The following is a 12,076-nucleotide window of genomic DNA, read 5'->3' as shown; positions in this document are numbered from 1 at the left end:
TTGTCGGCGAAAATCTCCTCGCCGGTATTGTCGACCACGCCGCAGCGGTCGCCGTCACCGTCAAATCCGAGGCCGACATCGGCCTTGTTCGCCAGCACGGCGTCGCGGATCGCGTGCAGCATTTCCATATCTTCGGGATTGGGATTGTACTTCGGAAAGGTGTAATCGAGTTCGGTATCGAGCGGCACCACCTCGCAGCCGATGGCTTCCATTACCTGCGGTGCGAAGGCGCCCGCGGTACCGTTGCCGCAGGCGACCACGACTTTCAATTTGCGCTTCAGCTTCGGACGGGCGGTCAGGTCGGCGATATAGCGCGCCGGAAAATTCTCGTGAAATTCGTAACTGCCCCCGACCTTGTTGCTGAAATCGGCATTGAGCACGATCTCTTTCAGACGGGTCATCTCGTCGGGACCAAATGTCAGCGGACGGTTGGCGCCCATCTTGACGCCGGTCCAGCCATTGTCGTTATGCGATGCCGTCACCATCGCCACGCAGGGCACGTCGAGCTCGAATTGCGCAAAATAGGCCATCGGGGTCATGCACAGGCCGATATCGTGCACCTTGCAGCCCGACGCCATCAACCCCGAGATCAGGGCGTATTTGATCGAGGCCGAGTAGCCGCGGAAATCATGCCCGGTCACGACCTCCTGCCTGACGCCGAGTTCTGCGATCAGCGCCCCCAGCCCCATGCCGAGCGCCTGAATGCCCATCAGGTTGATTTCCTTGCCGAACAGCCAGCGGGCATCGTATTCGCGAAAGCCGGTCACCTTCACCATCGGCTCGGATTCAAACGCATAGGTGTTGGGCACCAGCGCGGCTTTCGGCTTCGGAAACATGCAAACGGCCTCGTCGTTCAATCAATAAGGGACGCACCGCAGCCATAGCGAATGCATGGGTGCAGTGGAAGGCGGGATCGTCCGCTTTGTTGCGATTAATTGCGGCGAATTGGCAGCGGGGAGCCCTTACTGCTCCAGCACCATCTTGCCCTTGGCGTATTCGAACCGCTTCAGCCTCGACAGGAACGACAGGCCGAGCAGGTTTTCCGACAGCGCTTCGTCCGGCAGCACCATGGCGTCGACGTCGTGCAGCACGATGCCGCCGATGTCGACCATCGCCAGCCGCGTCGCCGCCGCCTTGATGGTGCCGTTGGCGGTCGTGACGGTCGCCTTGTAATCGCCGCGCGACGGACGCAGCCCGAACCGCGCCGCAGAACTTTCGTTCAACGCGATCACCGATGCGCCGGTATCGACCATGAAGCCGATGCGCTGGCCATTGATCCGGCCTTCGGTCTCAAAATGCCCCCGGGCGTCAGGGGCGATGCTGAGGCTGCGCAGGCCGCTCGACGCCGGCGGCTCGACGACGGCGGCGGCTTTCGGGGGCACGGTATTGGCGAGCGCGGGGGTCATCCTGTCGGCGATCTGCGCCATGATGGTGCCAAGCCCGATCATGAACGCGGCAAAGATCATTATCGAACGCATCGCGCCACACCCGACCAGAGGACTCGCCGATATCACCACGTCGGCGACAAAACTGCGACCAATGGCGGCGCCGCAGGCCGCCATTTTGACGAAAAGGATGAGCGAAGTGTTAACGGGGGACCGTCTTTACGTTCCCCGGGGCTTGACGCGCCGGGTCGGCACGGCGCTGGCGGGATCCTCCGGCCAGGGATGCCTCGGATAACGCCCGCGCAGATCGGAGCGCACGGCTGCGTAGCTGCCGCGCCAGAAACCCGGCAGGTCGCGCGTCACCTGCACCGGGCGATGCGCCGGCGACAGCAACTCCAGCACCAGGGCAATCGCGCCCTTTGCAATCGACGGATGGGTGTTGAGCCCGAACAATTCCTGTAACCGGACCGCAATCGTCGGCCCCTGCTCGGCCTCGTAATCGATCGCCAACATCGTGCCGGTCGGCGCCTCGAAATGGGTCGGCGCTTCCCGCTCCAGCCGGGCGCGCAGCTCCCACGGCAATAAAGTCATCAGCGCCTCCGACAGATCGCCCGCCGAAAACTCTTTCAGCGAGGCCTTGTCGTAGAGTTCGGGAACCAGCCACGCCTCGCGTTGCGCGGCGAGCGCGTCATCGGACAAATCGGGCCACGGGCTCTGCGGCGGGTCGGCCTCGGCCTTGCGCAGGAACATCACGCGGTCGCGCCACTGCTTCGATGGCTTCGACCACGGCAACCGGTCGAGACCCGCGGCGATCAGCCCGTCGCCCAGTACCCGCGCGGTTTCCGCCGACGGCGACAGCGCCAGCGGCGCCTCCGACAGCGTGATCGCATGCAGCGCACGCTTGCGGCGCGCGCGCAACGCCATCGCGGCGCGATCGAACGTAACTTCGTCCGTGGTCTCGATCTCCCCGGCGAAATGCCGCTCGATTTCCTCCAGCGTGATCCGGGCCGCCAGCAGAATCCGCCCCTGCGCGGCGGTGCCGGTCAATTCGGCGACCGCGACATAGGGCGCGCGCGCCAGCGCCGAAGCCGGGTCGACGGCCGCACCGCGTCCATTGGCGAGGACAAAGCTGCCATTGCCGCGATTGCGCGCGACGCGATCGGGAAATGCCAACGCGAGCATCATGCCGGTGGTCACCTCATCCCCCGTTGCGGAGGAGGCCTCGCCCGCGGCCACCTGCGCGGCCCAGCGTTGCGCCAGGCTGCGCGCGCTGCTGGCGCGTGGCGCGCGATCGCGACGAAACTGATCGAGCCTGACCTCGAGATCGACATTGTCGCCACCAAGGCCACGCTCGGTGAGCACCGCGGCAATCTCCGCGGCTTCCTCGCCAGCGCCCAAGCGATGCGAATCCACCACCATGCGCGCCAGCCGCGGCGGCAGCGCCAGCGCACGCAGGCTCTTGCCCTCCGATGTCAGCCGGCCGTCGCTGTCGAGCGCGCCGAGTTCGCGCAACAGGCCGCGCGCCTCCTTCAGCGCGGGCGCGGGCGGCGGATCCAGAAATGCCAATGTCGCGGGATCGCTGACGCCCCATTGCGCAAGATCTAGCACCAGCGAGGACAGATCGGCGCTCAGGATTTCCGGCTGGGTATAGGCCGCCAGCGAAGCGGTCTGCGGTTCGTCCCACAGCCGGTAACAGACCCCGGGCTCGGTACGCCCGGCACGGCCGCGGCGCTGATCGACCGCGGCGCGCGAGGCCCGCACGGTTTCCAGCCGCGTCAGACCGATGTCAGGCTCGTAGCGCGGCACCCTCGCCACGCCGGAATCGACCACGATGCGAACGCCCTCGATGGTCAGCGAGGTCTCCGCGATCGAGGTCGCCAGCACCACCTTGCGATGACCCTTGGGGGCCGGCGCAATGGCGCGGTCCTGGACGGCGGCATCGAGCGCGCCGAACAGCGGCACGATTTCCACCGCGGCATCGTGAACGCGCTCGCCGAGAAAATTCTGGGTGCGGCGAATTTCTGCTGCGCCCGGCAGAAATGCCAGCACCGAGCCGGGATCGGCGCGCAGCGCCATCGCGATCGCATCCGCCATCTGCCGCTCCAGCGGCGCGTCGGGCTTTCGGCCGAGATAGCGGGTCTCGACCGGAAACGCGCGGCCTTCGCTGGCAATGACCGGCGCGTCGCCGAGCAGTCTGGCGACCCGCGCGCCGTCCAGCGTCGCCGACATCACGAGGATGCGCAGATCCTCGCGCAGCCCGACTTGCGCATCGCGCGCCAGCGCCAGGCCCAAATCAGCATCGAGCGAACGCTCGTGAAATTCGTCGAACAAAACCGCCGCGACACCGGACAATTCCGGATCGTCGAGAATCTGCCGCGAGAAAATTCCCTCGGTCACGACCTCGATCCGCGTCGCCCGCGAAACCTTCGAGCCGAACCGGACGCGGTAGCCCACGGTCTCGCCGACCCGCTCGCCGATCGTATGCGCCATGCGCTCGGCGCTGGCGCGGGCCGCGATCCGCCGCGGCTCCAGCACGATGATCTTTTTGGTTCCGACCCACGGCGCATCGAGCAGCGCCAGCGGCACCCGCGTGGTCTTGCCGGCCCCCGGCGGTGCCACCAGCACGGCGGCGGTGCGAGCCGCGAGCGTGCGCGCCAGCTCGTCCAGCACCGCGTCGATCGGAAGGGGCGTGTCGAAGCTGCGGGGCAAAATCTCTGTTCCGTCATCACCCGCCACCGGGTCGGCGCAGGCGCCGCCCGATGACAGGCTCCAGCGGGTTATCCAGTAAACGCCGGCGTTACTGACCGCGAGGACCGAGGGTACTGGATACCCCGTCTACGCGGGGTATGACAGCTTCACCTGGATCACTTCCGCGGCTCAAATCGCGCCGCGGCCGACGCTCTCATAGGTAAAGCCGAGAGCGACCATGTCTTCGCGGCGATAGATATTGCGCAAATCGACCACGACAGGCCGCGCCATCTCGCGTTTCAGGCGTTCGAGGTCGAGCGCGCGGAACTGCACCCATTCGGTCACGATCACCAGCGCGTCGGCGCCGCGCGCGCAGGCATAGGGATCCTCGCTATATTCGATATCGGGCAATTCGCGGCGCGCCTGCTCCATGCCGACCGGGTCGTGGGCGCGGACCTTCGCGCCGAGATCGAGCAGACCGGTCACCAGCGGAATCGACGGCGCCTCGCGCATGTCGTCGGTGTCGGGCTTGAAGGTGAGGCCGAGCACGGCGATGGTCTTGCCGCGCAGGCTGCCGCCGAGCGCGTTCGAGACCTTGCGCGCCATCGCGCGCTTGCGGTTGTCGTTGACCGCGAGCACGGCTTCGACGATCCGCAGCGGCACGTCGTGATCGAGCGCGATCTTGACCAGCGCACGGGTGTCCTTGGGAAAGCACGAGCCGCCGAAGCCCGGCCCGGCATGCAGGAATTTCGAGCCGATGCGGTTGTCGAGCCCGATGCCGCGCGCGACTTCCTGGACATCGGCGCCGACCTTTTCGGACAGATCCGCGATCTCGTTGATGAAGGTGATCTTGGTGGCGAGGAACGCGTTGGCGGCGTATTTGATCAGCTCCGCGGTTCGCCGCGCCGTGAACATCAGCGGCGCCTGATTGAGCGACAGCGGCCGGTAGACGTCGCCGAGCACCTTGCGCGCGCGCTCGTCCGAGGTGCCGACCACGATACGATCCGGGAACTTGAAGTCGCGGATCGCGGCACCCTCGCGCAGGAATTCGGGATTGGAGGCGATCACGACATCGGCGGCAGGATTGACCTCGCGAATCAGGCGCTCGACTTCGTCGCCGGTGCCGACCGGCACGGTCGATTTGGTCACGACGACGGTAAATCCCTTCAGCACCGCGGCAATCTCGCGCGCCGCGGCGTGAACATAGGTGAGATCGGCGTGACCGTCGCCGCGCCGTGACGGTGTGCCGACCGCGATGAACACGGCATCGGCGTCGGCGACCGGTGCGGCCAGATCGGTGGTGAAGTCCAGTCGTCCGGCCTTCACATTGGCGGCGACCAGCGCATCGAGGCCCGGCTCGAAAATCGGGATTTCGCCCCGGCGCAAGGCGGCGATCTTGTCGCCATCCTTGTCCACGCAGGTGACCTGGTGGCCGAAATCCGCAAAGCAGGCGCCTGACACCAGCCCCACATAACCCGTGCCGATCATGGCGATACGCATTTCAAAGCCTGTCGATGATGGTTAACGGAATCGATCCGATTTGTGGGCGGGTCTTAGAGCATTTTACGGCTCAGAGGAAACCGGAAAAGCGCGAAAAAGCGGCATGTCATTTGTATGAATAAAGGGGAAAGCAACCGATCCGGCCGATGATGCCTCAAGGCTACGCCAAAAAGGGACACCGATGACATCAAACGGCACATCCGCCGTCGCCGGGCTTTCCGCGCCATCGGCGCGACGCATCGACTGGGTGGACTACGCCAAGGGCATCTGCATCATCATGGTGGTCATGATGCATTCGGTGCTGGGCGTGGAACTGGCCGTCGGCAAGACCGGCTTCATGCATCTGTTGGTGGCGTTCGCAAAACCGTTCCGGATGCCGGATTTCTTCCTGATCTCGGGCCTGTTCCTGCCGGTCGTGATCGACCGCGACTGGCGCACCTATCTCGACCGCAAGGTGGTCCACTTCGCCTATTTCTACCTGCTGTGGGTGACGATCCAGTTCGGCTTCAAGGCGCCGTCCTTTGCCGCCGAGTCCAGCTGGAGCCATGTTGGTTTGCTGTATCTTGAATCCATGATCGAGCCGTTCGGCACTCTGTGGTTCATCTATCTGCTGCCGATTTTCTTCGTGGTCACCAAGGCCACGCGCCGAATGCCGCCGCTCCTGATCTGGGGCATCGCGGCATTGCTGGAGACGGCGCACATCGTCACCGGCTGGACCGCGATCGACGAGTTTTGTGGGCGCTTCGTCTATTTCTATTCCGGCTACCTGTTCGCCGGTACCGTGTTTGCGCTTTCCGATCGCGCCCGGGCGCATCCCCGGCTGGCGCTCGCGGCATTGGCGCTCTGGGCCATCGTCAACGCTGGCCTGGTGATGTCGGGTTTCAGCGAGACGCCGCTGATATCGCTGATGCTCGGGCTCGCCGGCGCCTGCGCCATCATCACATCCGCCACGCTGCTGGCGCGGGTGCATTGGCTGAATTTCCTGCGCTTTTGCGGCGAACATTCCATCGTCATCTATCTGGCGTTCTTCCTGCCGATGGCGGCGACGCGGACCCTGCTGCTGCGGGCCGGACCGTTCCACGATGTCGGGGCCATCGGGCTGATCGTCACCATCGCCGGCGTCGCCGGAGCGCTGGTGCTGTGGCAATTAGCGCTGGCGGCCGGGGCAACCTTCCTGTTCGAGCGTCCGGCCGCGTTCTGGATCGCACCGAAGCAACCACGCCGCCCGACGCTGCAGCCGGCGGAATAATCCACGCTGTCAGGGTTCAGGGCACCAGATACAGGGACCCGCTGCTCCGCCCTGCCTCGAGATCGGCGTGAGCTTGCGCTGCATCACTCAGCCGATAGGCTTTTCCGGCCGATGGCAGGATGCCCTCTCGCACGGCCGATAACACCGCGTCCGCCGCAATCCGGTAATCCTGTGCCTGGTTCATGTAGGCCATGACGCTGGGCCGGGCCAGCATCAGGCTGCGCCGCGGGCCGAGATCCTCGACATCAACGGGTGGAATGGCGCCAGCCGATTGCCCGATGCTCGCGATCACGCCGAACGGCCGCACACATTGCAGCGTTTTTGCGAGTGTCGCACCGCCGACGCCGTCATAGGCCACGTCGACACCGCGGGCATCGGTCAGACCGGCCACTTCGCGGGCAAAATCCGCGTCGCGGCCGACGATGACATGATGCGCACCGGCATGACGCGCGGTCTCGGCCTTGAGCTCGGAACCGACGGTTCCGATCACGGTCGCGCCGAGATGCCGCGCCCATCGCGTCATCAATTGCCCGAGCCCACCGGCCGCGCTGTGGAGCAACACCGTCGTTCCCCGGCCTACGGGATAGACCCGCGTCAACAACATGTAGGCCGTGATGCCTTTGACAAATACCGACGCGACCGCTTCGTCGGCGATGGACGACGGCAAACCCACCGCGCGCCAGGCCGGCAGATTTCGCTCCGAAGCGTAGGCGCCAACCGGCGCGCCGGCATAGGCCACGCGGTCGCCAACCCGCGGCGAGGTGACATTGGCGCCGACAGACGTCACCACGCCGACCGCTTCGACACCCGGTATCGCCGCCGGCGGCAACGGATAGAGCCCCATGCGCTGGTAGATATCGATGAAGTTGACGCCAATTGCAGTCTGACGAATCCGGATTTCGTCGCCTTGCGGGGGCGCAAGCTCGATCGTGGCACTTTCGAGCTGGTCGGCGCCGCCGGGCGCCTTCAACCTAATGACATGGGCCATAACTCTGCTCCTTGATTTCACAAGAGCGCTTTGCCATTACCTGCGAATATGCGAAATTCCACAAATCTGCATTCTTGATGTGAGATTTTGCACAATGTCCGATTGGGAAGATCTGCGGCATTTCGTAGTGCTGGCGCGGGAAGGAACCCTGTCCGCCGCGGCACGGCGGCTCGGGGTCGACCACGCCACCGTGGCGCGCCGCGTCGCGGCTCTTGAGGCAGAAACAGGGCTGAAGCTGATCGATCGCCGGGCGCGCAGCTATCAGCTGACCGATGATGGCCGGCGCATCGCCGCGACGGCGGTGCCGATGGAAGAAGCCGCGTTCGCGGTCGGGCGCGCGGTGCAGGCTGCCAAGCCGGGCCTGCGCGGCGAAGTGTCGATCAGTTCGCCACCTTCGCTCGCCAATGCGCTGATCGCCCCGCATTTGTTTCAATTGCGCCGCCGCCACCCCGGCATCCGGATCAAGCTGATCGGCGAGAAGCGGACCGCGTCATTGAACCGTCGCGAGGCCGACGTGGCGCTGCGCCTGTCGCGGCCTCAGGAGCCGGGATTGATCGCCCGCAAGATCGGCAGCTTCGGCTTCGGCCTTTACGGCGCATCCAGCTATCTGAAGGCGACGCCGCGTCACGCCTTTGCCTTCATCGCCTATGACGACAGCATGGACGACGCGCCTCAGCAAAAATGGTTACAGGCCATCGCCGCCGGCAACGAGATCGTGCTGCGCACCAACGACCTGGAGAACCAGGCCGCGGCCGCGCGAACCGGCGTCGGTGTCGCGGTATTGCCGAACTTTCTCGGCGATGTCGATCCAAGGCTCGAACGTTACGATGCCACATCCGCGCCACCCAGCCGCGACGTGTGGCTGCTGGTGCATCGCGATATCCGCCAGACGCCGCTGGTGCGCGCGGTGATGGAATTCCTGACCGCTTGCATCAAGACGAAATGACGAAAGGGATCGCGGCGGGCCGCAAGCTGTCATTGCCGGGCTTGACCCGGCAATCCATCTTGCTTTTGAAAACCGCTTTCGAAGATTGATGGATGCCCGGACCAAGTCCGGGCATGACGACCAAGTAAGTTGCGGCCCCTCACCCCGCCCCCTCGATCTTCACGCCGTCTTTCATTTGCTCAAGCTTGGCGCGAAACCCTTCGGCGTCGCCAAAATCGGCAAACCCCCGGTAATACGGGTGCGGACCGAGCACGCGGCGGGCGTGCTTGATCGGGCACCAATAGACCTCGGTGCGCGATGCCACCTCGCGGACGAATGCGATCGCGCCGTTGCAATACGAGCAATAGGCGCAATTGATCTTCTCGAGGGTATTGAGATAGGCCAGATGATGCCGGTCGAAGATCAGGTAATCGCGGCGGCGCGCCTTCGGGATCTTGTAGGCGGGAAAGCAGATCGCCTGATAGGCCATCACCCAGAGATCGACCAGCACGATCGGAACGATCAGCGAATAGATCACCGGCGCGGTCAGCGCCACCAGCGGATGGGCGTCGCGGATATAGCGCGGCAGCCCGACCTTGATCGCGCGCTGCGCCCGCAGCACCTGTTCTTCGAATATGATGCGCTTGTTTTCGATGCGAAACCGCAGCTCTTCCCGCTGCTTCGCCAGTTCGGCCTCGATCTCGGCCTCGACCGATCGCATCTTCTCCATCAGCACATCGAGTTGCGCGGTCATGATTTCGTCCTTTTGGGTCTCTTGCCGGCTATCTTGGGTGGCCGCAGGGGGTCATGGAATGGCCGCCGATGCAACTCGTGGCCGGGCACAAAATTCACCGCACATCCTGCTCCGGAGGCTGTCAATCGCCGCAAAAATCCCTAAGTTGCGGCCATGCCGAAAACATCCGAAAAAGCCGCCGCCAAGCCCGTCGCCGTCAAAGCCCTCACGAAAGGCGACCACGTCTTTCTGGTCGACGGTTCCTCCTATATTTTCCGCGCCTACCACGCGCTGCCGCCGCTGAATCGCAAATCCGACGGGCTGCAGGTCAACGCCGTGCTCGGCTTCTGCAACATGCTGTGGAAACTGTTGCGCGACATGCCGCCGGACAACCGGCCGACGCATCTGGCCATCATCTTCGACAAGTCGGAAATCACGTTCCGCAACAAGCTCTATCCCGACTACAAGGCACACCGGCCGCCGGCGCCGGACGATCTGATCCCGCAATTCCCGCTGATCCGCGAGGCCGTGCGCGCGTTCGACCTGCCCTGCCTCGAACAGGGCGGCTTCGAGGCCGACGATCTGATCGCGACCTATGCGCGCGAGGCCGGCGAGCGCGGCGCCACCGCGACTATCGTCTCTTCCGATAAAGACCTGATGCAGCTCGTCACCGACAGAGTGACCATGTTCGACACCATGAAGGATCGCCGCATCGGCATTGCCGAGGTGATCGAGAAATTCGGCGTGCCGCCGGAAAAAGTGGTCGAGGTGCAGGCGCTGGCCGGGGATTCGACTGACAACGTGCCGGGCGTGCCCGGCATCGGCATCAAGACCGCCGCGCAACTGATCGTCGAATATGGCGACCTCGAGACCCTGCTCAGCCGCGCCGGCGAGATCAAGCAGCCGAAGCGGCGCGAGGCGCTGCTCGAGAACGCCGAGAAGGCGCGCATTTCGCGAAAACTGGTGCTGCTCGACGACAAGGTCGCGCTCGACGTGCCGCTGGATGAACTCGCGGTGCACGAACCCGATGCGCGCAAGCTGATCGCGTTCCTCAAGGCGATGGAATTTTCCACGCTGACGCGCCGCGTCGCCGAATATTCGCAGATCGATCCGGCGGATGTCGAAGCCGACGGCAACAACAAGAGCGGCGCAAGCGGTAAGTCGGCGGGGTCGCCGCCTGCTCCGCCGCGCGACAACGGCGATCTTTTTGCTCCCTCCCCCCTTGTGGGGGAGGGTCGGGGTGAGGGGTCCCAGCAACGAGGTGCCTTGGGCTTACCCCTCTCCCCAGCCCTCCCCCACAAGGGGGGAGGGAGCGCACCGGCCGCTGGCCTCAAAGGCACGCCCATCTCGCTCGCCGCCGCGCGCGCCGAGGCCGCGCGCAAAACCCCGGTCGATCGCAACAAGTACCAGACCATCCGAACGCTCGCCGAGCTCAGCGCCTGGATCGCCCGCGTGCACGATGTCGGGCACTTCGCCATCGAAGCAAAAGCCAGTTCGATCGATCCGATGCAGGCCGAGCTGTGCGGCATCGCGCTGGCGCTGGCGCCTAACGACGCCTGCTACATCCCGCTCAGCCACAAACAATCCGGCGACGGCGCGGGCCTGTTCGCCGCCGGCCTGGCGCCGGACCAGATCGGGGCGGCCGAGGCGCTCGAGGCGCTGCGGCCGCTGCTGGAATCGGCCGGGATTCTCAAGATCGGCTTCAACATCAAGTTCAATGCCGTGATGTTCGCGCAGCACGGCGTCACGCTTCGCAACCATGACGACGCGCAGCTGATGTCCTATGCGCTCGACGCCGGCCGCAACTCGCACGGGCTCGATGCGCTGGCCGAAGCCTGGCTCGGCCATGCCGTCATAAGCCACGGCGAGCTGACCGGCAGCGGTAAGGGCAAACTCACTTTCGATCAGGTCGCCATCGACCGGGCGACGGCGTATTCGGCCGAGGATGCCGACGTGATCCTGCGGCTGTGGCGGGTTCTGAAACCGCGCCTCGTCGCCGAGCGCATGACGGTGGTCTATGAGACGCTGGAACGGCCGCTGATTTCGGTACTGGCGCGGATGGAACGGCGCGGCATTTCGATCGACCGCCAGGTATTGTCGCGGCTGTCGGGTGAATTCGCCCAGACCGCGGCACGGGTCGAAGCCGAAATTCAGGAGATCGCGGGCGAGCCGATCAATGTCGGTAGCCCGAAGCAACTTGGCGACATCATCTTCGGCAAGATGGGATTGCCCGGCGGCAGCAAGACCAAGACCGGGGCGTGGTCGACCTCCGCGCAAATCCTCGATGAGCTCGCCGAGCAGGGCCACACCTTTCCAAAGAAGATCCTGGAATGGCGGCAGGTCTCGAAACTGAAATCGACCTATACCGACGCGCTGCCGACCTATGTGCATCCGCAGACCCATCGCGTCCACACCACCTACGCGCTGGCGGCGACCACCACCGGGCGGCTGTCATCGAACGAGCCGAACCTGCAGAATATTCCTGTGCGCACCGAAGACGGCCGGAAAATCCGCCGTGCCTTCATCGCGTCATCAGGGCACAAGCTGGTGTCGGCGGATTACTCGCAAATCGAGTTGCGGCTGCTGGCGGAGATCGCCGACATTCCCG

General features: G+C 64.8%; 9 protein-coding genes. 3 read left to right on the top strand and 6 right to left on the bottom strand.

The features are described 5' to 3' along the window. From ABR948_RS22115 to ABR948_RS22100, 4 genes are all read right to left on the bottom strand, one after another. A partial coding sequence (locus tag ABR948_RS22115; protein ID WP_490337850.1) for a phosphohexomutase domain-containing protein occupies positions 1-836 on the bottom strand: 836 nt, incomplete at its 3' end. A gap of 126 nt (positions 837-962) precedes the next feature. Beyond that, entirely contained in the window at positions 963-1,478 is a 516-nt protein-coding gene (locus ABR948_RS22110; protein WP_428122057.1) for a TIGR02281 family clan AA aspartic protease, read from the bottom strand. 126 nt (positions 1,479-1,604) lie between these two features. Continuing rightward, entirely contained in the window at positions 1,605-4,094 is a 2,490-nt protein-coding gene (gene hrpB / locus ABR948_RS22105; RefSeq protein WP_428122055.1) for an ATP-dependent helicase HrpB, read from the bottom strand. Between the two features lie 168 nt (positions 4,095-4,262). Continuing rightward, positions 4,263-5,573, bottom strand: a complete 1,311-nt coding sequence (locus ABR948_RS22100) for a UDP-glucose dehydrogenase family protein (protein WP_428122052.1) — start codon at positions 5,571-5,573, stop codon at positions 4,263-4,265. Positions 5,574-5,754: 181 nt separating this feature from the next. Between ABR948_RS22100 and ABR948_RS22095 the strand changes: the two genes are divergently transcribed. Beyond that, positions 5,755-6,822, top strand: a complete 1,068-nt coding sequence (locus tag ABR948_RS22095; RefSeq protein ID WP_428122049.1) for an acyltransferase family protein — start codon at positions 5,755-5,757, stop codon at positions 6,820-6,822. A gap of 16 nt (positions 6,823-6,838) precedes the next feature. Here the strand turns inward: ABR948_RS22095 and ABR948_RS22090 are convergent, their stop codons facing one another. Continuing rightward, positions 6,839-7,810, bottom strand: coding sequence for a quinone oxidoreductase family protein (locus ABR948_RS22090; protein WP_428122047.1), 972 nt, complete (start codon positions 7,808-7,810; stop codon positions 6,839-6,841). Between the two features lie 94 nt (positions 7,811-7,904). Here ABR948_RS22090 and ABR948_RS22085 point away from each other — a divergent pair, with 94 nt between their 5' ends. Beyond that, a complete protein-coding gene (locus ABR948_RS22085) occupies positions 7,905-8,756 on the top strand; it encodes a LysR family transcriptional regulator (protein ID WP_428122044.1) in 852 nt (283 codons plus the stop codon). Positions 8,757-8,895: 139 nt separating this feature from the next. Here the strand turns inward: ABR948_RS22085 and ABR948_RS22080 are convergent, their stop codons facing one another. After that, positions 8,896-9,489, bottom strand: coding sequence for a hypothetical protein (locus tag ABR948_RS22080; RefSeq protein WP_428122041.1), 594 nt, complete (start codon positions 9,487-9,489; stop codon positions 8,896-8,898). Positions 9,490-9,642: 153 nt separating this feature from the next. Between ABR948_RS22080 and polA the strand changes: the two genes are divergently transcribed. Further along, positions 9,643-12,076 (top strand): DNA polymerase I (polA, locus tag ABR948_RS22075; protein ID WP_428122039.1); only part of this gene is annotated, 2,434 nt, incomplete at its 3' end.

The organism is Bradyrhizobium sp. (assembly GCF_050014615.1).
Taxonomy (GTDB): domain Bacteria; phylum Pseudomonadota; class Alphaproteobacteria; order Rhizobiales; family Xanthobacteraceae; genus Bradyrhizobium.
The sequence above is the reverse complement of the archived record's forward strand: the minus strand, read 5'-3'. Positions and strand labels throughout refer to the sequence as shown.

Excerpts from the sequence above, each read along its gene's own strand:
- ABR948_RS22090 (WP_428122047.1), bottom strand. The coding sequence starts at position 7,810 with ATGGCCCATGTCATTAGGTTGAAGGCGCCCGGCGGCGCCGACCAGCTC.
- ABR948_RS22080 (WP_428122041.1), bottom strand. The coding sequence starts at position 9,489 with ATGACCGCGCAACTCGATGTGCTGATGGAGAAGATGCGATCGGTCGAG.
- ABR948_RS22095 (WP_428122049.1), top strand. The coding sequence starts at position 5,755 with ATGACATCAAACGGCACATCCGCCGTCGCCGGGCTTTCCGCGCCATCG.
- ABR948_RS22100 (WP_428122052.1), bottom strand. The coding sequence starts at position 5,573 with ATGCGTATCGCCATGATCGGCACGGGTTATGTGGGGCTGGTGTCAGGC.
- ABR948_RS22085 (WP_428122044.1), top strand. The coding sequence starts at position 7,905 with ATGTCCGATTGGGAAGATCTGCGGCATTTCGTAGTGCTGGCGCGGGAA.
- ABR948_RS22110 (WP_428122057.1), bottom strand. The coding sequence starts at position 1,478 with ATGCGTTCGATAATGATCTTTGCCGCGTTCATGATCGGGCTTGGCACC.